The 23,437-nt window shown below is 70.7% G+C and carries 22 protein-coding genes and 2 pseudogenes; 13 read left to right on the plus strand and 11 right to left on the minus strand.

Features of this window, described 5'->3' with window-relative positions; genetic code table 11:
* Positions 1-34: 34 nt before the first annotated feature.
* Positions 35-430, plus strand: a complete 396-nt coding sequence (locus ACIREE_RS26180) for an anti-sigma factor antagonist (RefSeq protein ID WP_404156796.1) — start codon at positions 35-37, stop codon at positions 428-430.
* A 7-nt stretch (positions 431-437) separates the two neighbouring features.
* Here the strand turns inward: ACIREE_RS26180 and ACIREE_RS26185 are convergent, their stop codons facing one another.
* Positions 438-878, minus strand: a complete 441-nt coding sequence (locus ACIREE_RS26185; protein WP_404156950.1) for a MarR family winged helix-turn-helix transcriptional regulator — start codon at positions 876-878, stop codon at positions 438-440.
* Positions 879-1,123: 245 nt separating this feature from the next.
* On the opposite strand from ACIREE_RS26185, the gene ACIREE_RS26190 reads away from it, so the two are divergent.
* On the plus strand, positions 1,124-2,575 hold the full coding sequence (locus tag ACIREE_RS26190; RefSeq protein WP_404156798.1) for an MFS transporter: 1,452 nt from the start codon (positions 1,124-1,126) through the stop codon (positions 2,573-2,575).
* Positions 2,576-2,636: 61 nt separating this feature from the next.
* Here the strand turns inward: ACIREE_RS26190 and ACIREE_RS26195 are convergent, their stop codons facing one another.
* Positions 2,637-3,152 (minus strand): nucleoside deaminase, encoded by a 516-nt coding sequence (locus ACIREE_RS26195; protein ID WP_404156801.1) that lies wholly within the window; start codon positions 3,150-3,152, stop codon positions 2,637-2,639.
* A 182-nt stretch (positions 3,153-3,334) separates the two neighbouring features.
* On the opposite strand from ACIREE_RS26195, the gene cynR reads away from it, so the two are divergent.
* Both cynR and ACIREE_RS26205 read left to right on the plus strand, forming a co-directional pair.
* Positions 3,335-4,252, plus strand: coding sequence for a transcriptional regulator CynR (gene cynR, locus ACIREE_RS26200; protein ID WP_404156804.1), 918 nt, complete (start codon positions 3,335-3,337; stop codon positions 4,250-4,252).
* A gap of 193 nt (positions 4,253-4,445) precedes the next feature.
* On the plus strand, positions 4,446-5,951 hold the full coding sequence (locus tag ACIREE_RS26205; protein WP_404156807.1) for an arabinofuranosidase catalytic domain-containing protein: 1,506 nt from the start codon (positions 4,446-4,448) through the stop codon (positions 5,949-5,951).
* Positions 5,952-5,988: 37 nt separating this feature from the next.
* Here the strand turns inward: ACIREE_RS26205 and ACIREE_RS26210 are convergent, their stop codons facing one another.
* The 4 genes and pseudogenes from ACIREE_RS26210 to ACIREE_RS26225 all read right to left on the minus strand — a co-directional run bounded on the left by ACIREE_RS26210 (position 5,989) and on the right by ACIREE_RS26225 (position 10,644).
* A complete protein-coding gene (locus ACIREE_RS26210; RefSeq protein ID WP_404156809.1) occupies positions 5,989-7,191 on the minus strand; it encodes an NAD(P)/FAD-dependent oxidoreductase in 1,203 nt (400 codons plus the stop codon).
* Positions 7,188-8,567 (minus strand): annotated as a pseudogene (locus ACIREE_RS26215) (sodium:solute symporter family protein). The gene ACIREE_RS26210 and the pseudogene ACIREE_RS26215 overlap by 4 nt, the downstream one beginning before the upstream one ends.
* A gap of 180 nt (positions 8,568-8,747) precedes the next feature.
* Positions 8,748-9,890 carry an N-methyl-L-tryptophan oxidase gene (gene solA / locus ACIREE_RS26220; protein WP_404156812.1) on the minus strand — a complete coding sequence of 381 codons (1,143 nt, stop codon included), beginning with the start codon at positions 9,888-9,890 and terminating at the stop codon, positions 8,748-8,750.
* Between the two features lie 28 nt (positions 9,891-9,918).
* Positions 9,919-10,644: a GntR family transcriptional regulator gene (locus tag ACIREE_RS26225; protein ID WP_404156815.1), complete on the minus strand. Its 726-nt coding sequence runs from the start codon at positions 10,642-10,644 to the stop codon at positions 9,919-9,921.
* Between the two features lie 270 nt (positions 10,645-10,914).
* On the opposite strand from ACIREE_RS26225, the gene ACIREE_RS26230 reads away from it, so the two are divergent.
* Positions 10,915-11,469 carry an EF-hand domain-containing protein gene (locus tag ACIREE_RS26230; protein ID WP_404156818.1) on the plus strand — a complete coding sequence of 185 codons (555 nt, stop codon included), beginning with the start codon at positions 10,915-10,917 and terminating at the stop codon, positions 11,467-11,469.
* Between the two features lie 602 nt (positions 11,470-12,071).
* Here the strand turns inward: ACIREE_RS26230 and ACIREE_RS26235 are convergent.
* Positions 12,072-12,206 (minus strand): annotated as a pseudogene (locus tag ACIREE_RS26235) (chorismate-binding protein); the annotation flags it as partial.
* A gap of 96 nt (positions 12,207-12,302) precedes the next feature.
* On the minus strand, positions 12,303-12,428 hold the full coding sequence (locus tag ACIREE_RS26240; RefSeq protein ID WP_404156821.1) for a hypothetical protein: 126 nt from the start codon (positions 12,426-12,428) through the stop codon (positions 12,303-12,305).
* An 8-nt stretch (positions 12,429-12,436) separates the two neighbouring features.
* On the opposite strand from ACIREE_RS26240, the gene ACIREE_RS26245 reads away from it, so the two are divergent.
* From ACIREE_RS26245 to ACIREE_RS26280, 8 genes are all read left to right on the plus strand, one after another.
* Positions 12,437-12,730 carry a chorismate-binding protein gene (locus tag ACIREE_RS26245; protein ID WP_404156953.1) on the plus strand — a complete coding sequence of 98 codons (294 nt, stop codon included), beginning with the start codon at positions 12,437-12,439 and terminating at the stop codon, positions 12,728-12,730.
* Between the two features lie 268 nt (positions 12,731-12,998).
* A complete protein-coding gene (locus ACIREE_RS26250; RefSeq protein ID WP_404156824.1) occupies positions 12,999-13,265 on the plus strand; it encodes a hypothetical protein in 267 nt (88 codons plus the stop codon).
* A 165-nt stretch (positions 13,266-13,430) separates the two neighbouring features.
* The gene (locus tag ACIREE_RS26255) at positions 13,431-14,648 is read left to right on the plus strand and encodes a cytochrome P450 (RefSeq protein ID WP_404156827.1); all 1,218 of its coding nucleotides are present in this window, start codon (positions 13,431-13,433) and stop codon (positions 14,646-14,648) included.
* Positions 14,642-15,334: a TetR/AcrR family transcriptional regulator gene (locus ACIREE_RS26260; RefSeq protein ID WP_404156830.1), complete on the plus strand. Its 693-nt coding sequence runs from the start codon at positions 14,642-14,644 to the stop codon at positions 15,332-15,334. Before ACIREE_RS26255 ends, ACIREE_RS26260 begins: the two co-directional genes overlap by 7 nt.
* Positions 15,331-15,531 carry a ferredoxin gene (locus tag ACIREE_RS26265; RefSeq protein WP_404156833.1) on the plus strand — a complete coding sequence of 67 codons (201 nt, stop codon included), beginning with the start codon at positions 15,331-15,333 and terminating at the stop codon, positions 15,529-15,531. Before ACIREE_RS26260 ends, ACIREE_RS26265 begins: the two co-directional genes overlap by 4 nt.
* Positions 15,528-16,727 (plus strand): NAD(P)/FAD-dependent oxidoreductase, encoded by a 1,200-nt coding sequence (locus tag ACIREE_RS26270; RefSeq protein ID WP_404156836.1) that lies wholly within the window; start codon positions 15,528-15,530, stop codon positions 16,725-16,727. Before ACIREE_RS26265 ends, ACIREE_RS26270 begins: the two co-directional genes overlap by 4 nt.
* Positions 16,728-16,764: 37 nt before the next feature.
* A complete protein-coding gene (locus ACIREE_RS26275; RefSeq protein ID WP_404156839.1) occupies positions 16,765-18,003 on the plus strand; it encodes a cytochrome P450 in 1,239 nt (412 codons plus the stop codon).
* A 187-nt stretch (positions 18,004-18,190) separates the two neighbouring features.
* A complete protein-coding gene (locus ACIREE_RS26280) occupies positions 18,191-18,799 on the plus strand; it encodes a GPP34 family phosphoprotein (protein ID WP_404156842.1) in 609 nt (202 codons plus the stop codon).
* A 217-nt stretch (positions 18,800-19,016) separates the two neighbouring features.
* On the opposite strand, the gene ACIREE_RS26285 is transcribed toward ACIREE_RS26280, so the two are convergent.
* The 3 genes from ACIREE_RS26285 to ACIREE_RS26295 form a co-directional block, all read right to left on the minus strand.
* Positions 19,017-19,580 carry a CGNR zinc finger domain-containing protein gene (locus ACIREE_RS26285; RefSeq protein WP_404156845.1) on the minus strand — a complete coding sequence of 188 codons (564 nt, stop codon included), beginning with the start codon at positions 19,578-19,580 and terminating at the stop codon, positions 19,017-19,019.
* Between the two features lie 89 nt (positions 19,581-19,669).
* Complete coding sequence (locus ACIREE_RS26290) at positions 19,670-21,244, minus strand: MFS transporter (RefSeq protein WP_404156848.1); 1,575 nt, start codon at positions 21,242-21,244, stop codon at positions 19,670-19,672.
* A 220-nt stretch (positions 21,245-21,464) separates the two neighbouring features.
* Positions 21,465-23,099, minus strand: coding sequence for an ABC-F family ATP-binding cassette domain-containing protein (locus tag ACIREE_RS26295; RefSeq protein WP_404156851.1), 1,635 nt, complete (start codon positions 23,097-23,099; stop codon positions 21,465-21,467).
* Between the last annotated feature and the right edge of the window lie 338 nt (positions 23,100-23,437).

The following is a 23,437-nucleotide window of genomic DNA, read 5'->3' on the forward strand; positions in this document are numbered from 1 at the left end:
CCTTGTGACTCAGGAAGGTGCCGGTGATGCCGCTATGAACGACGCACAGCTGCACGGCCCGTGCACGGAGCTCGTGCGGGTGCGGGAGGTCCGGGACTGGACGGTCATGGAGCTTCGCGGAGAGATCGACCTGGCTGCGATCCCCGAGATCCTTCCGTACCTGGACGACGTCACGGCCATGCCCGCACCCGCGCTGGTGATCGACCTGACCCCGACGGAGTTCTTCGACTGCTCGGGACTGCGCCTGCTGGTTCGCGCGCGACGCAGAGTGGAGGAGAGGAGCGGACAGCTCGTACTGGTCTGCCCGCACGCCATGCCGCGCCGCATCCTGCGGGCCGCAGGTCTCAGTCACTGCTTCTACGTGGTGAACACGGTGGCCGAGGTTCTTCCGGCCCCGGAAGTCACCACGCCGGAACCCTTCGAAGCCTGATCGCGCCTCAGGAGGGCCGGTCCGCCAGCTGCGTACGGGGCCAGGGCATTCCGTAGAGGCGCTCGATGCCCGCGTTGAACCGCTGGAGGTAGTCGGCGAACGCGGCGATGTCCTCCTCCGGCCAGTCGGTCATGATGTTCTCCAGGCTTGCGACGATGTACGCGCGTTCCTCGTCGAGGCGGTTCTCGCCCTCCTCGGTGATACGGAACTTGCGGGCCATGCCGCCGGCGGGGTCGGGGATGCGCTCGACCAGGCCCGCGCGCATGGCGGACGCGGTCTGCCGGTTGAGCGTGGAGGCGTCGAGACCGAAGGCGTCGCCGAGCTGTCCGATCGACATCGGACCCTGCGTACGGATGCGGCTGAGCAGGATGTAGGCGCTGCGGTCGAGGATGCTGCCCTCCCGGCGCCCTTTGCTCTTGTGCAGGTGCATATAGCGGCTCAACAGCATCTGCTCGAACTCCACCCGGTCCGCGGCCTGCTCCGCCCTGCTCACGTGACATCCCCTTCGAAGTGTGACTTCCGCGAGTTCGCTGCGTCCACTATATGCACCCGGCAATGGATGTGGTGGGGCCATGGAGTGTGTATTGTGCACATCGCGTTCCCGGTGCATCGCACCTTGCCGATGCCCCGATGTTCCAACGCCCCAACGCCCCAACGCCCCGATGTCCCGAAGTTTCGTAGAGGAGCTCCATCATGGACGGCCCCCAGCCGACCGCACGCTCAGGCGCAGTCGTCGCCACGCTCGCCATGGCGGGCACCGTCGCCGCGGTCATGCAGACGCTGGTGACCCCGTTGATCGCGGAGATGCCGCAGATCCTGCACACCAGCTCCTCGAACGCGGCATGGGTGGTCACCGTCACCCTGCTCGTCGCCGGCGTGTGTGTGCCGGTCTCCGGGCGTCTCGGCGACCTGATAGGCAAGCGGCGCATGCTGCTGGCCTGCGTCGTGCCCCTGGTGATCGGCTCGGTCGTCTGCGCGCTCGCCTCGTCCGTCGTGCCGATGATCGTGGGACGCGGTCTGCAGGGGATGGGCATGGGCATGGTGCCCCTCGGCATCGCGCTGCTGCGCGACGTCGTCCCCGCGGAGAAGCTGAGCGGCTCCATCGCCCTGGTCAGCGCCTCCATGGGGATCGGCGGCGCCATCGGCCTGCCCCTGGCGGCGGCCGTCGCCCAGTACGCGAACTGGAGGGTGCTGTTCTGGGGCTCCGCCGGTCTCGCCCTGCTGATCGGCGCCCTGATCTTCTTCGTCGTCCCGGACGTCCCCGCAGGCGCCAAGGGCCAGCGTTTCGACGCGCCGGGCGCCATCGGCCTCGCCATCGGACTGGTCTCCCTGCTGCTGGCGATCTCCAAGGGCGGCGACTGGGGCTGGGGCTCCGGCGCCACGCTGGGCCTGCTGGCGCTCGCGGTCGTCGCGCTCGCCGCGTGGGGCTTCTATGAACTGCGCACCCGTGAACCCCTGGTCGATCTGCGGACCACCGCCCGGCCCCGCGTCCTGTTCACCAACGCCGCTTCGATCCTCATCGGTGTCGGCATGTACGCCTTCATGCTGATCGCGCCGCAGCTGCTGCAGTTCCCCGAGGCCACCGGTTACGGCCTGGGCCAGTCCATGCTGGCGGCCGGCCTGTACCTGGCGCCCGGCGGCGTGATGATGATGATCATCTCCCCGTTCGGTGGCAAACTCATCAACTCGCGGGGCCCCAAGTTCGCCCTGATCTGCGGCGCGCTGGTGATGGCGGTCGGCTACGGAATCGCCATCCCGTTCATGGGCACCGCCTGGGGTCTGATGCTCGTCGGCATCGTCATCAACAGCGGTGTCGCTCTCGCCTACGGCTCCATGCCCGCCCTCATCATGAGCGCGGTCCCCGTCTCCGAGACGGCCGCGGCCAACGGCTTCAACACCCTGATGCGCTCGCTGGGCACCACCATCGGGTCGGCGGTGATCGGCGTCGTCCTGGCGCAGATGACCATCAGCATGGGCGGCTACACCCTCGCTTCCGAGGGCGGCTTCCGTACGGGCCTGCTGATCGGCTGCGGCGTGGCCCTCGCCTCGGCCGCCGTCGCCTCCCTCATCCCCGCGCTGCGGAGCGGCGGCGACGCCCCCGCCGGGGAGGACGCGCCGACCGAGCAGGCACCGGCTCGCGCCTGATCACATGGACCTGCCGGGCCGGCCGGGGGTCCGCGACACGCGGGGCCCCGGCCGGCCCGTTCTACGCGCTCCGCCCGGTGTCGGCGACCGGTGCTCCCGGCACCCGGCGGTCGCCGCCGTTGTGGTCCTGCCACAGGCGGTAGACGTCCACGGCGTCCTCCCGCGGCTCGTGGCGCATCGGCAGGCGCCGTTCCTGCCAGGGCTTGGCGAACTCGTCGTAGAACGTGTCCAGCTCGAAGTACTTGCGGTCGTCCACGTAATGCGGCTCGTAGGCGTCCCGGGTCGCGACGAAGACGACCTCGTCGGGGGAGCAGTAGTAGAGGGCTCCCAGACACATCGGACACGGCTGGGCCAGCACGTAGATCGTGGCCCCGGTCAGGTGCTCGGTGCCGAGCCGGACGCACGCGTCGCGGACGGCCAGGATCTCCGCGTGGGCCGTCGGATCGTGGGTCTGGGCGACCAGGTTGGCGCGTTCGGCGATGATCTCGCCGTCCTTCACGATGACGGTGGCGAACGGGCGGCCGCCGGCCAGGACGTTCTTGCGGGCCAGATCGATGGTGCGCTGCACGTGATCCATGCGATGCCTCCGGTGGGGTCGTCGGCGGGTGGTGGACGTCGGTACGCGGCTTCACGGACGCGCGGTGCGCATAGTGCGAACCGACGGCACTTTCAGTGTGGACGACCTGCCTCTATAGCGTCCAAGACGCGCTGCTCATGCCTCCTATAGATGGCAGCTATAAGGGGGCCTACGCTGCTGGTATGCCCCCTCCTGTGGAACTGCGGCACCTGCGTTATCTGCTCGCCGTCGTGGAGCACGGCAGCTTCACGCGCGCCGCGGAGGCCCTGCGTGTGTCCCAGCCGACCCTGTCGCAGCAGATCCGGCAGGTGGAGCGGACCGTGGGGCTGCCTCTGCTGGACCGCACCGGGCGGACCGTACGGCCGACCGACGCGGGCGAGGTCTACGTGTCCCACGCGCGGGTCGCGCTGCGCGAGCTGGCTGCCGCGGACCGCGCCGTGCAGGACGTGCGGGACCTCTCGCGCGGCCGGCTGCGCCTGGGCGTCACGCCGACCTTCACCGCCTACCTCGTCGGTCCTCTTCTGGCCGCCCTGCACGCCCGCCACCCCGGCCTGGAGCTCTCGGTGCGCGAGGCGCCGCAGGACCGTATCGGCGAAGCCCTGCTGGCCGACGAGCTCGACGCGGGTATCGGCTTCAGCGGCGACCGGGCGGCCGGTGTCGCCGCCGAGCCGCTCTTCACCGAGACGCTCGACGTGGTGACCGGGTTCAGCCCCGCTCCATCGTCACTGTCACTGTCACTGCCGCTGCCGGTCGCGGAGTTGGCCGGACGGGATCTGGCACTGCTCGGCGGGGACTTCGCGACCCGGGCCAGGATCGACGCGTACTTCGCGGAGCAGGGCGTGGCGCCGCGGGTCGCGGTCGAGGCGGATTCGGTCCTGGCGCTCATCGGGATCGTACGGGGCGGCCCGCTGGCCACCGTGCTGCCCAGCGCGGTGACCTTGGACCGGCCGGAGCTGACGCCGGTGCCCCTGGAGCCGCCGCTGCCGCATCGCACGGCGGCCCTGCTGACCCGGGACGGGGGCTACCGCTCGGCGGCGCAGTCGGCCTTCGCCGCTCTGCTGCGTACGCACGTGGCCGAGCGGGGACTGCCGACTCCCTGAATTCTGGCGGCTCTGGCAGTTCCGGCAGCTCTGGCACCGGAACCCCAAATATTCCTTCAAGGAGTGGCGCAGTAAAGCAACAAACATTGACGTAAACGAACAGGGCGTCTACGTTCCGGCTCTGGCACCAACAGCAACTCGCTTGCTATGCCCCTGAGTTGAGGCTCCACCTTCACCCCCCTGGGAGCACATCATGCGCAGATCGCCCCATCCCGCCCGAAGAGCCGGCATCCCCGCGCTCGGCCTGCTCGCCGACCCGCGCCGGGCCGCACTCTCCGTCATCGCCACCCTCGCCCTGGTCTTCGGCGCGCTCCTCAACATGCCGGGCCTTTCCCACGCCGCCGCGTCCTTGCCGTGCGACATCTACGCCGGCGCGGGCACCCCCTGCGTCGCCGCGCACAGCACCACCCGAGCTCTCATCTCCACCTACAACGGCCCGCTCTACCAGGTGAAGCGAGCCTCCGACGGCGCGACCAAGGACATCGGGCTTCTGGCTGTGGGCGGCTACGCCAACGCCGGCACGCAGGACACCTTCTGCCAGAACACCACCTGCTCGATGAGCAAGATCTACGACCAGACCTCACGCCACAACGACCTCTACCCGGGGCCCGCCGGCACCGCCGGAATGGGAGCCGACCGCGGCGCCGACGCGAGCGAGATCTCGGTGACGGCCGGCGGGCACAAGGTCTACGGCATCTGGGTCTCGCCCGGCGTCGGCTACCGCTCTAACGGCCAGGCCTCGGGTACAGCGGTCAACGGTCAGGCCGAAGGCGCCTACATGGTCGCCAGCGGCACGCACGTCGGGTCCGCCTGCTGCTTCGACTACGGCAACGCCGAGCGCACCCCCGCCGACACGGGCAACGGTCACATGGACGCCGTGTCCATCGCCACCACCTGCTACTTCGCCCCCTGCACGGGATCGGGGCCATGGGTGGAGGCCGACCTGGAGAACGGCATGTTCCAGGGGGCCAACGGCTCCAACACCGCCAACCGCGGCAACAACACCCCTTACCTGACGGCCGTGTTGAAGAACAACGGGCAGACCAAGTACGCCCTCAAGGGCGGCAACGCGCAGTCGGGCGCCCTGTCGACCTGGTGGGACGGAGCGCTGCCCAACCGGGGCGGGTACATGCCGATGCAGCAGGAAGGCGGCATCATCCTGGGCACCGGCGGTGACAACAGCAACTGGAACCGCGGAACGTTCTTCGAGGGCGTGATGGTGTCCGGCTACCCGACCGATGCCGCGGAGAACGCGGTCCAGGCGAACATCACGTCCGTCGGTTACTCCGGCCAGACGGACGAACCCAATGGCGACCAGCGCAAGTTCACCGGCCCCGGCGGCAAGTGCGTCGACGTCGCAGCCGACGACACCGGCGTGAACCTCGCGCCGGTACAGCTGTGGGACTGCCAGAAGTACGCCGAGGACCAGCACTGGGCCCACCTCGCCGACGGCACGCTGCGCACCCTGGGCCGCTGCCTGGACATCGAACACAACGGCACGGCCGGCGGCGCCAAGGTCGAGCTCTGGGACTGCAACGGGGTCGGCGGCCAGAAGTGGGTGACCCAGTCGGACGGCTCCCTGCTCAACCCGCAGTCGGGCCGGTGCCTGGACTCGCCGAGCGGAGCCACGGCCAACGGAACCCGGCTCCAGATCTGGGACTGCAACGGCGCCGACGCCCAGAAGTTCCAGCTGAACTGAGCACGGTCCTTGTAGCGGGCGAGCCCAGGTGTCTACGTCACTGCTGACCCGCGAAGCGCGGACGCTCCAGCTTTCCGAAGGAGTCCGGGGCGGCGCCCGTGAGGCGGCCCGGGCCGAATTCGCCCAGCAGAGGGTCGCGTTCGCCGGTCAGCAGTTCCTGGGCCGCCAGCCGTCCCAGCAGCGGCCCCAGAGTGATGCCGCTGTGCGTGGCCAGCGCGTAGACGCGGCCGTCCGGGCGCAGTCGGCCCGCGACCGTGAGGCCGTCGGCGGGGAGCGCGCGCCGGCCCACCCGGAGCGACTCGAGTCCGGCTCCCTGGGTGCCGTGCAGCAGGGCGGCGAGCCGGTCGAGGAGCTGAGCGGCGTGCCGGCCGTCCACCGGCGGCGGGGCGGCGGGGTCGGCGTCCACGTCCAGATCGAGGCCCTGCACGACGAGACGTCCGCCGCCGTCCGGGCGGACGTTGAGGCGGGGCGTGGTGAGGACCGCGTCGAGCCGGGTCGCGGTCGGGGTGGTGTAGCCGAGGAGCCCGACCGCGGCGGAGCCGGGCTCGGTCGTGTCCGCCATGGGCAGGGAGACGCCGGCCATGGCAGCGGTGCGGGCGCTCCACCGTCCGGTGGCGGTGACGACCAGGTCGGCGCTCTCCCGGGTTCCGTCCGCGAGTTCCAGACGAACGTCGCAGGCGCGCTCCTCGATACCCGTCACCTCGGCCGGGCAGCGCAGCTCGGCGCCGTGGTCGCGGGCCTCGCCCCACAGGCGGGCGAGCAGTGGGAGCGGCAGGACGTAGCCCTCCTCGGGGAAGTACGCGATGCGCCGCACCTGTTGGGGGATGCGCAGGTCCGGTACGAGTGCGCGTGCCCGGTCGGGCTCCAGCCAGCAGCAGGGGTAGCGGCGGTCCTCCAATTCGGCGAACGCCGCGGCGAGCCGCCCCTCGCCCGCTTCGTCGGCGGCCCATTCGAGGTTGCCGGAAGGGAAGAACCAGTCCGGCGCTGAAGCGCCCGCCTTCCCCAGGGCGTGGTGTTCGGCGAGACCGGCGGCGTTCAGGTCGTGGTACGAAAGCGGCTTCTTGGCATGGGAGTTGACCCAGGCGAAGGAGGTGCCGGTGGTCCCGGCGGCGAGCGCGGTGCGTTCGTAAAGGGTGACCGACGCGCCGCGTACGGCGAGCGCGCGGGCCGTGGCGGCACCGAGCACACCGCCGCCGATGACGGCGATGCGGGGCTGTGCGGGGGCAGCGGGTGCTGTCATGCCGAGATGCCTCCTTCAGGGGCGGGGACGGGGGACGTAGGGGAGGGCAGGGCGGCGGCCGGGCGGCCGGACGCGAAGGCGCACCCGAGGAGGACGACGGCGGAGGCGACGATGCCGTACACCGCGTACGGCACCAGGGTGTCGAGGAGTTGGGCCGCGCCGCAGCCCGCGAGGCCCGCGGCCATCGAGGCGAGGGCGGCGGCGGGCGTCAGCCGGAACCGGCGGCGCAGCGCGTAGCCGAGGAAGAGCGGGGCGGCGAGCGCCGAGGCCGAGTAGGCGTAGGTGGCGACCAGCCAAGTGAGCGCCGTCGGGAAGGAGATGGCGAGGACGGCGGCGATCGCGGTGACGGCGACGGTGCACATGCGGGAGAGCGCCACCATGCGCCGGTCGGTGCGTTGCCGTCCGGCGACGCTGCCGTAGAGGTCGCGCACCAGGCTGGTGACGACGGACTGCAGGGCGCTGCCGGACGTCGAGACGATGGTGGCCACCAGGAACGCCCCATAGGTGACGAGCAGCAGCGGCGGCAGTCGGGTGATCAGCCAGCCGGCCGCTTCCTCGGGGTTGGCGAGACCGGGATGCTGGGCGCGGACGGAGAGCCCGATGGCCGCCGCGTACACGCCGCCGACGAGGATGGTCAGCCCGCTGAGGATGATGCCGCGCCGGGCGTCGGAGACGTTCTTCGTGGCGAAGATGCGCTGGTAGTAGAGCTGGTTGGTGAGAGTGCCGGGCAGGATCGCGGCCACCCAGAGCCAGATCTGGTCGCTCCCGGCGGCGAACAGGCCGCTGGGCTGCCACAGCCGTTCGGGCACGTGGGAGGTGATGCCGCTCCAGCCGCCCGCGAGGTGGACGGCTCAGGCGGCGACCACCAGCGACATCACGATCTTGAAGATGCCGAAGACGAAGTCCGTCCAGGCCACCGAGGTCAGTCCGCCGGGCAGGACGAACAGCAGGGAACCGGCGGCTATGAAGAGGATCAGCAGGCTCGGTGACACTCCCGTCAGCTGGCCGAACAGCTGCGAAAAGGCGACGAATTGGGTGGCCAGCCAGCCGAACGGTACGACCAGGGCGCTCACTCCGGCGAGCGCGACGACCGTACGGCTGTGTCCGAACAGTCGCGTGACGACGTCAGGAACGGTGCTGAAGCCCTGGTCGCGCAGCCAGCGCGCCGTCAGGGCGAGACCGAAGAAGCCGAGCACGACGCAGAGTTCGTAGGCGAAGACCGACCAGCCGGAGGTGTACGCGATGCCGACGTGGGCGATCAGCACCCCGCCGCCCGCGGCGGTCGCGAACTGGGTGATGACGACGACTACGAGGGGGAGGGACTCGGGGGCGGAGAGCCAGTCGGCGGAGTTCTTGGCCCGGCGGCCGAAGTACACCGACAGACAGGCTCCGGCGGCGATGATGAGCAGGGCCGCGACGACGATGGCGGCGATCTGCGCGGTGGAGTGGTGCGGCAAGGGTCACGCTCCTCGGGGGGCGGGAGGGGCCGGGAGGCATGCGGGTGCCGTGCTGTGGGGGTGTGGGAGCGGGTGCGTGGTGTGGTGTGGTGTGGGGTGTCAGGCGGTGAAGCGCGCCGGGTCGAGGAAGGCGGTGTCGTAGGCGGACTTCCCCACCGTGACCAGCGAGGCGGCGATCTCCCCGAAAACGGGGGCGAGTTTGAAGCCGTGCCCGGAGAAGCCGGCCAGGAGTGTGGCGTCGCGGGCCCCGGGCAGGGGGCCCAGCAGGGCGTGGTCGTCGGCGCTGAACGCCTCGGCGTAGACACCGATCCGCACCGGGTGCGGGACGAGACCGGGCAGCAGCCGGGCAACGGCGGCAGAGGCGGCCTGCGCGAACTCGGCATCCGCGCCGCGCGGGAGATTCTCCGGATCTTCCGTGTCGGGCCAGGTCAGATGGTGCGGCACGATCTTGACGGCCGCGCCGTCCAGTACGGGGAAACAGGAGAAGCCCGCGTCCCGGTGGCGCCGGATGGCGATCGGCAGCCTGTCCGGCCGGTGCGCCGCGACGTCCCGGGCGGCGAACCAGGCGGCCGTGATGCGCCGGCCCCGCAGCGGCAGACCCGCGAGCCGCTCGAAGGAACCGGTCCAGGGGCCGGGGCTGAGGACCACGTGGTCGGCGTCGTACGTCGCCCGCGGTGTACGGATGCGCCAGCCGCCGCCGGGGCGTTCGTCGAGGCCGGTCACCTGGTGGTACGGCAGGAGCTGAGCGCCCAGCGTCTGCGCGCGGGCGAGTGCGGCCTGCACGGCGGGTTCGGGGCGCAGCACGCCGGCCTGTCGGTCGAGGACGGCGATCTCGTCGTCGTCAAGGCGGTGCTGAGGGAACCGGCGGCCGGCCTCGGCGGCGTCCAACACCTCGATGTCCAGGCCGTGTTCGGCGGCGCTGCGCCGGACGGCGCGCAGGTCCGGGTGGTCGGGCGGTCCGAGGGTGAGGCCTCCGCAGAGTGTGAGGAGGCTGCGGTCGGACTCGGTCTCCAGGCGGCGCCGCAGCTCGTAGGAGCGGCGCAGCAGGGGGACGTAGGAGGCACCTTCCTTGTAGGCGGTGCGGAAGATCCGTGACCCACCGGCCGATGCGCCACGGTCGTGGCCGGGTCCGTACGCGTCGAAGGCGAGCACCTCGGCGCCGCGCGCGGCGAGGTGCCAGGCGGTCATGGCGCCGATGACACCGGTGCCGACGACGGCAACGCGCAGTGGGGGAGCGGGCATGGGATTCCTTCCGATGTGAAGGCGGTGTTCAGCGGTTGCCCGGCACCTCCAGGACGGACTGCTCGACGAAGAACTCGGTGAGGCCCGGGCGCATGATGTGCCACATGGCCTCCGCGAGGCCGCCGTCGGCCAGCCGCGTCAGCCGCCGCAGCCGCAGGACGGCCACACCCGGCGGGGTTTCCAGCAGGGCGGCGGTCGCCTCGTCCAGGAGCAGCGGCTCGATATACATCCGCGAGGTGCTGACCGGGACGCCGGTGCGGTGGAAGTAGTGCAGGACAGTGAGGTGTTCGAGGTCCTCACCCAGCAGGTGCGGGGCGAGGGTGAAGGGCACGGCGGTGAGTTCCACGGCGAGCGGTTCGCCCTGCTCGTTGTATTTGACGCGCCGCAGCTCGTTGACGGGTTCGGTGTCGGGAAGTCCCGGCAGGACGACATCGGCATCGCCCGCCGGAACGACCCGGGCGGAGTGGACGGTGTGGGGGCCCGGCACTTCGGGTCCCGTCTGCCGCACGTCGGTGAAGCGCAGCAGATTCTCCTGGCGGGCGCCCTCGGCGACGAAGGTTCCCCGTCGCCGGTAGCGGACCACCAGGCCTGCCTGGGCGAGTTCGTGCAGGGTGCGCTGCGCGGTGGCGCGACTGACCCCGTACTCCTCGCGCAGCTCGGCCTCCGTCGGGACCCGGGAGCCGGGCTGCAGTTCGCCCGAGGTGATCCGGGCCTCGATCTCGGCCCGGATCTGCTGGTACTTGGGCGCGTCCATTGATTTGATCCAACCATTCGTCAATTGACCGGTCAATAGTGCGGAACGAGGTGATCGCGCGTGCCGGGCCATTCTCGGGCGCCGTGATGTCCCGGGAGCGGGCGGGGCGTCAAGTTGGCACGCGAGGAGGCGGGCGCCAGGAGCTGGCCGAGTTGCCCCGTGGTGTCCGCGGTGTGGTGATTCCGTCCCGAAATCGCCGTGCCTCCGTAGCGCGGCCGTTGCTACGTTCTCGGCGAAAAGAGCCCCACAAGCCTTGAGGGGGAACCAATCGTGCCAGGCCCCAATTTCCTCGACAAAAAGCTCAGCCGCCGCTTCCGTACGTACGACACGGACCAGAACGGCGTCATCGAGAAGGCGGACTTCGACCTTGCCGCTCAGCGCATGGGCAAGGAGTTCGGGCACAAGCCCAACTCTCCCCAGCAGCGCCAGCTGAACGAGCAACTCACCCGGCTGTGGGAGGTGTTGGCCGAGATCGCCGACACCGACCACGACGGACGGATCACCGAGGACGAGTACAAGAACGCCTTCCGCACGAAGGTCATCACCAGTCCCGAGGCCTTCGACAAGATGTACCGGCCGTTCATCCAGGCCCTCATCAACGTGGTCGACTCCGACAAGGACGGGAAGGTGGATCAGCAGGAGCACGTGCGCTGGTACCGGGCCCTGATGAACGTCCCGGAGAAGGACAGCCAGGAGGCGTTCAGCCGGCTGGACGAGGACGGCGACGGCTACCTCACCCGCGAGGAGATCCTGAAGTCCGTGCGCGACTTCTACTTCAACGACGACCCCACAGCGCCGGGGAACATGCTGCTGGGCCCCATCTGACAGAAGACGGGCCCGTGGTCCTCCCACGGGCCCGCCCGCGTGAGGACCATGGAGGCGGCATGGCTGCCCGACACCACACGCGAACGAAGGCCGCGCCGGACACGGCTGCCCAACTGGAGCGGTACGAGGCCGGGGACGGGGCCTTCTTCTTCTCCACCGGGCGGCACACCCTGTCGGCCACCGGGACACGTGTGCGCGTCGACGCCGAGGAAGGGACCCGGGACGCGGCCGGCATCGCCGGACGGGTGGCGACCGCGGTGCGGGAGAACACCGGGGCCGGGCAGTCGCTGGTGGTCGGCGCGCTACCGTTCCGGCCCGACACACCCTGCCCCCTCCACCTGCCGGCCACGGCGACCTGGTGCCCGGCCACACCGTTGACCCGCGCCACACCTCCACCGGCGGTCCGGCACTTCAAAGTGGTCGCCGAGCCCCCGCCGGAGGAGTACCTGCGCGCCGTACGCAGAGTGCTGTCCCGGATGGCGGCGGGCGGCCTCGACAAGGTGGTACTCGCACGAGCGGCCCTGCTGACCGCCGAAGCGCCGGTCGAGGTGCGGCGTGCTGCGCAACCTGCTGACCGCCGACCCGCATGCCTACGTCTTCGCGAGCAGTTCGCGGGCGCGCTCACGGTCCTGGCCTTCGTCGGCGGCGCGCGCCGCCGACCCGGCCAGTGGGTTGGCGACCACGGTGCGGCCTCTGCGGGACACCAGCAGTTCGGGGCTGGAGCCCACCAGCGTGCGGGGGTACGGGCCGGCGCCGGGAAGGTCGAGCGCATCGGTCAAGGAGCGGTACGAACACGCCGTGGTCGTCGAGGCCGTCGAAGCCGCGCTGCGGCCCTACTGCGGCACACTCACCGTCCCCACGAGCCCGTCGCCGGCCCGCACCGCCACGATGTGGCACCTGTCGACCCAGGTGACCGGGCAACTCGACGACCCCGCCACGTCCTCGCTCACCCTGGCCATGGCACTCACTGCATCCGACCCCGGCGGTCTGCGGAAAGCCCGCCGGGGTCGCGCGGAAGGTGATCACGGAGGTCGAGGGAGATCTCCGCGGTTACTACGCCGGAGCCGTCGGATGGTGCGACGCCGACGGCGACGGTGAATGGGCGCTCGCCATCCGCTGCGCCGAGGTCCAGCACCACGCGGTACGGCTGTTCGCCGGCGCCGGTATCGTCCCCGGCTCACGACCGGCCGCCGAACTCGCCGAGACGTCCGCGAAGTTCCGCACCATGCTCCGTGCTCTGGAGACCGACGTCGGACTGTGACGGCGAGGCGCGACGGCACTCCCGCCACGTCTCCCACCGAGAAGGGCAGGCGCCCACGTGTCCCGAACCCGAGCCGCCACGCGCGCCGCGCGAGACACCCTCACCGCGCCGCCCGACGCGCTGCCCCCGGCGGACGAGATGGTGCGGGCCGCCGTCGCCTGGCACTTCGAGCCCGGCACCGGTTCCCCGTACTGGCTGCGCCGCCACCCTGCCCTTCGACCCGCTGCACGACATCCGCATCGCCGCGGACCTGACACGCTTTCCGGACGTGAGCGCCGACTGGCGGACCGTCCCGGTCGAGGACCTCGTCCCGGCCGGGCTTGCCGCGGAAGGACCGCCACTGGTCTTCGAGAGCGGCGGCACCACGGGCGCCCCCAAGCGGATCGTCGAGCTGGGCTTCTGGCGGCGATCGGCACGCCGGCTGTCGGCCTGCCTGGACACCCACGGCGTGCCCGGCCGCGGCAACTGGCTCTACCTGGGGCCGACAGGGCCCTCCTTTCCGACCAGGCCACCCACATCACCCTGCACACCCTGACCGTCGACGGCGGCGCGACCCTCGGCGCCTGAACCGTCCCTCCAGCGAGGAGCGGTCCCGTGTGTTTTCAGTCAGGTCTCCCTTCCGTTTAAGTCAGTTGGTTGACTTAAACGGAAGGGGCGGCGTCTAGTGATCGGAAAGGCAGCCGAACACAAGGAGGCCGACATGAACGAAGTCCGGAAGCAGCCGCTGGAGTACCCGGTCGTCTCTCCGACGGCCCTGGAGCCGCCCGCGGAATGGGCCGAACTCCGGAGCACGTGCCCGGTCGCGGGCGTGACGTTCCCGAGCGGCGACGCGGCGGTGCTGCTGACCCGCTACGAGGACGTACGCACCGTCCTGGCCGACCCGCGGCTCACCCGCGAGGGCCTGGCCAGGCCCGACGCCGCACGCATCACGGCCGGTGACGCCGAGGGCATCTTCAGCAGCCCGACGGCAAAGGCCCTGAACGACGAGGGACACGAGCGCTGGCGCCGGATGGTGGGCAAGTGGTTCACCGCGAAGCGGATGGCCGCGCTGAAACCGCGGATGGAGGAGATGGCCGATCAGCTCGTCGACGCCATGATGGAGCACGGCGGCCCCGCGGACGTGATCAGCCACCTCGCCTTCCCGCTGCCGGTGTACGTCATCTGCACGATGCTCGGGGTGCCCGAGAGCGACCGGGAACGCTTCAAGGAGTGGTCCGACACCTTCCTCAACATGACGAAGTACAGCCGGGAGGAGACCGACGCGGCACACCGTGCCTTCGCCGCCTACATGGCGGACCTCGTCGCCGACAAGCACGAAGCGCCAGGGGACGATCTGCTCAGCCGCCTCATGAACGCGGAGGACGCCGAGGGCGAGCCGATGTCCGAGGCAGGCCTGATCGCCACCGGCCAGGCCCTGCTGCTGGCAGGCCACGAGACCACCGCCGGATTCATCGCGATGATGACGGCGCACCTGCTCTCCGACCGCGGCCGCTGGGAGCGCCTGGTCGAGGACCCATCCCTGATCCGCTCCGCGGTGGAGGAGGTGCTGCGCTTCGACCCGAACGGCAGCGGTTTCGGGATGCTGCGCTACGCCCACGAGGACATCGAGCTCTCCGGCGGCACCGTCCCGAGCGGCACGACGGTGGTGTGCAGCATGGCGGCGGCCAACCGGGACGAACAGGCCTGGGAGGCCCCCGACGTGATGGACCTGGGGCGCAGCCCCAACCCGCACCTCGCGTTCGGCGCCGGACCGCACTCATGCCTGGGCCAGCCCCTGGCCCGTACCGAACTGCAGGCCGTGCTCGGGGTGTTGCTGCGCCGTCTTCCGCAGCTCAGGCTCGCCGTGGACGCCGACGCCCTGCAACGCCAAGAAGGCATGCTCACCAGCCCCCTGCGCGAAGTGCCGGTCACATGGTGACCAGAACCGAGCCTCGCAGTGGTCGCGGCGCCGACACACGCGAGGCCATCATGACCGCGGCCGAGCGCCTCTACGCCGAGCACGGGCTGTCGAACGTCTCCAACCGGCAGATCGGCGAGGCAGCCGGCCAGGGCAACACCACCGCCGTCAGCTATCACTTCGGCAGCAAGGCGACGCTCGTACGAAGCATCATGACCCGGCACAGCGAGCACGTCGACATCATCCGCACGCGCTACGTGGAAGCCGCCGGCGACAGCACCGATCTGCGGGACTGGGTGCGCTGCCTGCTGCGCCCGGTGACCGAACACAATGCGGCTCTCGGCGTCCCTTCCTGGTATGCCCGCTTCGCCGTACAGGTGATGACGGACCCGCTGCTGCGCACGCTGGTGGCGGACGAGTCCCTCACGCGCGACAGCCTGCGCCGCACCCTTCAGGGACTCGGCCGGTGCCTGCACGACACGGTGCCCCCCGAGATCCGGCCCGCGCGCGCCGAGATGGCCCGGCAGCTGATCACCCACACCTGCGCGGAGCGGGAACGGGCGCTGGCCGAAGCCACGGCCGAGCCCGGCACGTCCTGGGAACGCACCGCGGACGCGCTGGAGGACGCCTTGGTGGGCCTGCTCGCCGCACCCACCACCCCCCGCTCAACAGACCAGCACGAACCGAACCATGAGGAGACCGCATGAAGATCACTGTGGACGAGGACAAGTGCTGCGGCGCCGGCCAGTGCGTGCTGATCGCACCTGAGGTTTTCGACCAGCGTGACGAGGACGGCATCGTCGTCCTGCTCGACGCCGCGCCCGCAGCCGACCGGCACGAGGCGGTCCGCGAGTCCGCCGCCGTCTGCCCGGCCGCCGCCATCGACCTTCACGAGAACGCGTGAACACGCCCTCGGACGTGCTCGTCGTAGGGGCCAGCGCCGCGGGCCTCGCCGTTGTGGAGAGCCTGCGCCGCAAGGGCTACCGCGAGCGGATCACGCTGCTCGGCGCGGAGGCCGGAGCGCCGTACGACCGCCCGCCCCTGTCCAAGCAGGTGCTGGCCGGGACATGGGAGGCCGAGCGCACACACCTGCGCACCCGCGAGGTGCTGGACGCCCTGGACGCCGAGTTCGTCCTCGGTGACCGCGCGGTGGCCCTCGACGTCGCCACGCGCACCGTACGCACCGCGAGCGGAACGGAACTGACCGCGGAAGCCGTCGTCCTGGCCACCGGACTGCACGCGCGCAAACTGCCCGGACTGTCGGGTACAGCGGGCGTGCACGTACTGCGCACCCTCGACGACGCTGCCCAACTGCGCAGGGAACTGCTGGAGGCAGAGCGCGTCGTGGTCGTCGGCGACGGAGTGCTCGGAGCCGAGATCGCCGCCACGGCCCGCCTGATGGGCACCGACGTGACCCTCGCCGGACCTCAACCGGCGCTGATGCAGACCCAGTTGGGCCACGACATCGGCCGAAGGCTCGCCACGCTGCACACCGAGCACGGGGTGCGACTGCGCCCGGACACCATGGTGGAAGGCGTGGAGACGACCGGCGGGCGGGTGCGTGGTGTCCGAGCGGCAGACGGCGAAACCCTCCCCGCCGATCTCGTCGTCTCGGCGGTCGGCGGCACCCCCGCCACCGACTGGCTGGCCGACAGCGGGCTCGACCTGGCGGACGGCGTGGTGTGCGACTCCCACTGCCGCGCGGCCGACGGTATCTACGCCGCAGGAGACGTGGCGCGCTTCCACCACGCGGGCCTCGGCCGGTCACTGCGCCTGGAGAACCGAACGAACGCCACCGAGCAGGCCATGCTGGTCGCGGCGAACATCCTGGGCGAGGACCGCCCCTACACCCCCGTGCCCTACTTCTGGACCGACCAACTCGGCGTCAAGATCCAGGTCTACGGGCTGCCCACGCCGACCGCCACCGTGCAGATCGCCGAAGGCGGCACGGAGCAGGGCCGGTTCGTCGCGCAGTACCTCGACGACGAGGGCCGGCCCGTCGCCGTCCTCGGCTGGAACATGCCCAAACAGGCCCGCCAGCACCGCCGGCACGTCCTCGACCACTACGTCCGGTCCGAACCGGCCGCCGCCCCGCGCTGACCGAAACCCCAGCCGACCCCGCCCCACCGGAGAGACCGTGACCGACACCCCCACCACATCCGAAGCACGCGCCCTCGACCTGCCGGACTTCCCTGCGCCGCGTTCCCCGGAATGCCCCTTCGCCCCGTCTCCCGACCTGCGGGCGCTGTCCGGGTACGGCCCGCTCACCCGGGTCCGCTCCTGGGGCGACAGCACTCCCTGGGCCGTGACCGGGCACGCCGAACAGAAAGCGCTGCTCTCCGACGCGCGGCTGAGCGTGGAGTTCACCCGGCCGGGATTCCCGAGCCCCGTGGACCCGTCGCACGCCCACGCCGGCAGCACCGACCTGAGCTTCGTCGGCATGGACGACCCCGAGCACGCCCGGCTGCGCCGCATGGTCAGCGGCGCCTTCACCATCAAACGCGTCGAGGCGATGCGCCCCCGTGTGCAGCAGATGGCCGACGACTTCATCGACGCCATGCTGGCCGGCCCCGCACCCGCGGACCTCGTCCGGGATCTCGCCCTGCCGATCCCGTCCCTGGTCATCTCCGAGATGCTCGGAGTGCCCTACGAGGACCACGAGTTCTTCCAGGTCAACAGCAAGACCATCGTCTCCGCCGTCGCCTCTCCCCAGGAACGGCAGACGGCCCACGGCAACCTCGCCACGTACCTCGACGAACTCGTCGGCCGCAAGCTCACCGAACCCGGCGACGATCTCCTCTCCAGCCTCTGTACGCAGATCGAGAACGGCGGACTCACCCGCCGCCAGGCCGCCACGATGGGCGTGCTCCTGCTCCTCGGCGGACACGAGACCACGGCGAACATGATCAGCCTGGGCACGCTCCTGCTCCTGCAGCACCCCGAGCAACTCGCCCTGATCCGCGACACCGACGACCCCGCCGTCATCCGCGACGCCGTCGAAGAGCTCCTGCGCTACCTCTCCATCGTCCACCTCGGCCGCCGCCGCACCGCCCTGGAGGACATCGAGATCGCGGGGCAGACCATCCGGGAAGGCGACGGCGTCATCCTGCTCGGTGAACTCGCCAACCGCGACCCCGCCGTCTTCCCCGACCCCGACCGCCTCGACCTCACCCGCAACGCCCGTCACCACCAGGCTTTCGGCGCCGGCAGCCACCACTGCGTCGGCCAGCCCCTGGCCCGGATGGAACTCCAGGTCATCTACCCGACGCTGCTGCGCCGCATCCCCACCCTCCGCGCCGTGGACGACCTCGACGCGATCCCCTTCAAGTACGACGCCATCATCTACGGGCTGCACGCGCTGCCGGTGACCTGGTAGCGCGCGGTGGCACACGTGTCGTCCGCCGTCCGGCACCGGGTACGGAACGGGCAGCCGGTCGGCGGATGCGCGGCCCAAGGCGATCCGCGCGCCGCGTCCGTCATCACCCTCGGCGCCCGGCCGGACGCCTGACGACTGACAGCCTCCGCACCTACGATGGCCTTGTGATCGGGAAGGAGTGCTGCCGATGACCACCGCACGAGACCTCGCGCTCGTCGCCCTGGGCATGCCGCGTGACCAGCGTGTGGAGCGGGGCGTTCTGTCGCTCGCGCTGGCGGGCGCGGAGGCGATCGACCTCCTCGAGAGAGGCGCGCTGACTCTGGACGGCGACCGCATGGTCCCCGGCCCGCAGACAGCGACAGGCGATCGGTTCCTGGACCAGGCGTTCGCCTCGCTCGTCCGGCAGGAGCCGTACGAGACGGTCGAGGACTGGCTGTGGCGGCGCGGCCTGGAACTCGCCGCGGCCTACCTCGACGATCTGGAGAGAGCGGGGCTCATCGCCCGCCCCCGGGGCCGCGGGCTCCGGCTGCGGTCCGCGTCGAGCGCACCGGCCGACTCTCCGGAGCACAGCCGCGCCGAGGAACGCAGGGCGTCCGGCGAACCCGTTCTCACCGCTCTGATCGTCGCCGCGAAGATCGCGGACGAGCCGTCGGAGACCGGCGACAGCCTCGACGGGGACGCGGTCACACCTGTGGTCGCCGCCGTCGGCGACGCGGTGACGCAGTTGGAGGCCGAACGGCTGCGCCGCGGCATCGAGGACGCCGCGTTCGACAACGTGTGGCGAGGCTTTGTGTGACCGCCCGCTGGGCGCGGGGATGTATCAGCCGGCGTTCTGCCGACGGCCGGGCTTCACGAGTGAGAAGGGCGGCAGCCGCACGCTTGCGCAGACGTGCGGGCCGCCCTGGGCCAGCTCTCCGCAGCGCCTTCGGTACATCTTCATACGACCACCGCGACCGGCCGACACGGTTCCGCAACGTCTCGGATGCGCTGCCCGTGCGGTCGGCCGGGGCCTGTCATCGCACGGACACGGCGGGCGCGGTCTTCTTTCGCGCACGGTAGGCGGCGGCCTTGAGCTTGTTGCCGCAGGACTCCATGCCGCACCACTGGCGCCGCATGCCCCGGGAGCGGTCGATGTAGACCCGTGTGCACTCCGGGTTGCCGCACTCCTTCAGGAGGGGGACGTCCGGTCCGCTGAGCAATTCGACGGCCTGCCGGGCGACGGTCGCCAGGGCTTGTCCGGGAGTTGCCTCGCTGTGCCGCCCGGCCGCGGTGAGCTGCGGCGTCACGGGCGTCTTGCGCGCGGCCCCGTTGAGGACGGCGAGCGCCTCGCGGTCGAACTCCTCCTGGAGACGGCGGTTGGTGACGAGCCGGTAGAGGGCCTCGCGCACACCGGTCGCCTCCCGGACGTCCTCCTCTTCGCCGGGCGTGATCGCGTCCACCACCCCCGACTCGAGGTACCAGGCGTTCAGCCGCTCCGGCGTCACGAACATCTCGAACCGGGTCGAGCGCCGCGCACGGAGGGTGGCCGCGAAGTCGAGGGCCGGGTGTCCGCATACGAATACATGGTCGAGGTTCACATCACCATCTTGACAGGTGACTGTCGGGCGATGCAAGGATCGTCACCGCTTCGAGCGGTGCCGCTCACCCCGGTCGCTTCCCCTCCCGCTCAGGCGGCCGTGGCTCCGGCGGCCGGTTCCGGGGCGGTGCGGTCCTCGGAGGCCAGGGCGTCGGGGACATCGGCCGGGAACTGGGAGAGCGGTCCACGGGTGTACTGCGCGGCGACCAGGGCCGCGGCCTCCTCCGCGGTGGCGACGGCGGGCGGGGAGCCCTCCAGCGGCTGCTGCGCGGTCTCCTTGATGAGCAGGACCGCGACCGCCCCGACCACGGCCGCCAGCATGATGTAGAACGCCGGCATCAGGTTGTTGCCGGTTGCGCTGGTCAGGCCCTGCATCACCAGTGGCGTGGTGCCGCCGAAGAGGGAGCCGGCGACGTTGAAGGAGATCGCGAGAGCCGAGTAGCGCACCTCCGTCGGGAAGAGCGACGGCAGCACGGCGGACATCGTCGCGAGGAACGTCAGCAGGCACAGGCCGAGCAGCAGCAGACCGGCGTAGATCGCCACGTGTCCGCCCGTGCGCAGCAGCAGGAACGCAGGCACGGTCAGTACGACGAAGCCGGCCATGCCGGTGAGCAGCACGGGCTTGCGGCCGATCCGGTCGGAGAGGCTGCCGAGCGGGTGAACCAGGCACATCAGCACGATCATGACGATGACGAGAGCGACGAGCCCGGCGGTGGAGCCGTACTTCAGCTCGTCGGTGAGGTACGTCGGCATGTACGACAGCAGGCCGTAGTCGGCGATGTCGTAGGCGGCGACGAGGATCATGCACAGCAGCAGGGCACGCCAGTGGTCGCGGAAGAACGGGCCGAAGCGGAACTTCGGGCGCTCGGTGCCGCTGTGCTCGCGCTCCAGCTCCTGATAGGCCGGGGTGTCCTCCAGCTTGAGCCGCATGTACAGGCCGATCAGGCCGAGCGGACCGGCGACGAGGAACGGCACGCGCCAGCCCCAGGAGGTCATGGCGCCGTCGTCCAGGACGGTCGTGAGGATGGTGACGAGGCCGGCCGCGCCCACGTATCCGGCGAGCGTGCCGAACTCCAGGTAACTGCCGAAGAAGCCGCGCTTCTTGTCGGGTGCGTACTCGGCGATGAAAGTGGCGGCGCCGCCGTACTCACCGCCGGTCGAGAAGCCCTGGATGACGCGGAAGAGCAGCAGCAGAACCGGCGCCCAGATGCCGATGGCCGCGTACGAGGGCACCAGGCCGATGCCGAAGGTGCCGAACGCCATCATGATCATGGTGAGGGACAGGACCTTCTTACGGCCGATGCGGTCGCCGAGCGGTCCGAAGACGAATCCGCCGATCGGCCGCAGCAGGAAGGCCGCGGCGAAGGCACCGAACGAGGCGAGGGTCTGCGCCGTCGGGTTGCCCGACGGGAAGAACACCTTGCCCAGGGTGACGGCCATGTAGGAGTAGATGCCGAAGTCGAACCACTCCATGGCGTTGCCGAGCATCGCGGCTTTCACCGCCCGCCGCACCGTCGGCTCCGCCGTCACCGTGATGTCACTGCGCCGCAGCTTGGGGTTGCGCCGTCGCTCGATCACCCGGAACAGGCCTCGGTGGCGGCGCACCGCCTCCGGGTTCCATTCCGGCTCACTCTCACTTGCCGCCTGCGTCGTCTCCGCGCTCACGGACGGTCTTCCTTCCTCTGGCTCCCGCCGGACGGGCCGCACCCGGTGTTCCCGGTATGCACCATCGATCTCACGATCGATGATGTGCCTCCTTGGGCGGAGGCGCATCATCGCCCGAACGGGAAGGTCAACACCTTCAGCCAGCCCCGCTTGCCCGGTGATCGTTACTTGCACGCAGGGGAGACGTGACTAGAAGCGGTGACGAAGGTCACGTTTGCGGTCACGCCGTTGGCGCTCCGGTCTCCTGGAGGCTTCCGTCGGCGAGACGCAGCCAGCGGTTCACCCCGATGGCGGCGAGGAACCGCTCGTCGTGGCTGACGACCATGAAAGCGCCCTGGTAGGAGTCGAGCGCACTCTCGAGCTGGCCCGCACTGACCAGGTCGAGGTTGTTGGTCGGCTCGTCGAGCAGGAGCAGATGGGGGGCCGGTTCGGCGCACAGTACGCAGGCCAGGGTCGCGCGCAGCCGTTCGCCGCCGGAGAGCACCCCGGCCGGCAGGTGTGCCCGGGGGCCCCGGAAGAGGAAGCGGGCGAGCAGGTTCATGCGCTCCGCTTCGGGCCGGGCGGGGGCGAACGCGGCGAAGTTCTCCGCCACGGTGCGGTCGAGGTCGAGCAGGTCCAGGCGCTGCGAGAGGTAGGCGATCCGGCCGTCGTTACGTTTGATCAACCCGCTGTCCGGCGCGAGATCGCCGGTGATCAGCCGCATCAGGGTGGTCTTTCCGCCGCCGTTGGGCCCGGTCAGCGCGATCCGCTCGGGGCCGCGTACGGACAGGTCGACGCCGCCGTCGGCGAACACGGGCCGGCCGGCGTGGTGGACCTGCATCCCCTCGCCCAGGAAGAGGTTGCGTCCGGCGGGCACCTGGGTGTCGGGCAGTTCGAGCGTGAGGCGCTGCTCCTCGCGCAGGGCGCGTCCCGCTTCGTCGAGGCGGCTCTTGGCCTCGCCGACCCGGGCCGCGTGCATCTGGCCGGACCGGCCCGCGGACTCCTGCGCGCCGCGCTTCATGTTGCCGGCGAAGATGCGCGGCAGACCTGCGCTCTTGAGGTTGCGGGCGGCGTTGCTCTGGCGGCGCTCGGCACGCTCGCGGGCCTGCTGCAGCTCGCGCTTCTCCCGCTTGAGTTCCTGCTCGGCGTTGCGGATGTTCTTCTCCGCGACCTCCTGCTCGCCGCGCACGGCCTCCTCGTATTCGCTGAAGTCGCCGCCGTAGAGGCGCAGTTCGTCGCTGCCGAGTTCGGCGATACGTTCCATGCGGTCGAGCAGTGCGCGGTCGTGGCTGACCAGGAGCAGGCAGCCGTTGAAGTCCGTCAGTACGTCGTAGAGCTTGTGCCGGGCCTCCAGGTCGAGGTTGTTGGTCGGCTCGTCGAGCAGGAGCACGTCGGGGCGCTTGAGCAACTGAGCGGCGAGCCCGAGGGAGACGACCTGGCCGCCACTGAGCGTGTTCAGGCTCCGGTCGAGGGCGAGGCCGGCCAGGCCGAGACGGTCGAGCTGGGCGCGGGTGCGCTCCTCGATGTCCCAGTCGTCGCCGATGGTGGTGAAGTGCTCCTCGCTCACATCCCCGGACTCGACGGCGTCCAGCGCGCGGATCACCGCGGCGACGCCGAGCACCTCGGCGACCGTGAGATCGCTGGTCAAGGGGAGGCTCTGCGGGAGGTAGCCCAGCGTCCCGTCGACCGAGACCGAGCCGGTGGCGGGCCTGAGTTCCCCGGCGATCAGTTTGAGCAGCGTGCTCTTGCCGGAGCCGTTGGGGGCGACCAGGCCCGTGCGTCCGGCGGCCATGGTGAAGGACAGGTCCTGGAAGACGGGGGTGTCGTCGGGCCAGGTGAAGGAGAGGTTCGAGCAGATGACAGCGGCATCGGACATGGGGGCGACCTCGAAGGGTTGAGGGCAGACAGACCTCTGCCCTGGGCAGTGTGGGAAAAGGGGTGCGACGAACTGGCCCCGTCGGCTGCGCCTCTGCGCGCCGCCCGGTGGCCGATCAGATCCGGGTTTCACCCGGAGATGTCGTCGTCACCCGCCACGTCTGCCACTCCTCGACTGCGTACACGTACTTCAGGTCGCCCGCAGCGTAACAGGTGTCGTGCGCTGCCTTTCTGGGTTTGGTCCGAGCGCCGCGCGGCCTGAGTGAAGCCAGGCCGAGAACTCTCATCGTCACCGCCTTAACAGGTGATAGAGTCTGGATCGAACTGCGGAGAGCACAC

The sequence above is a fragment of the Streptomyces sp. NPDC102467 genome (assembly GCF_044765445.1).
In the GTDB taxonomy this organism is placed as follows: domain Bacteria; phylum Actinomycetota; class Actinomycetes; order Streptomycetales; family Streptomycetaceae; genus Streptomyces.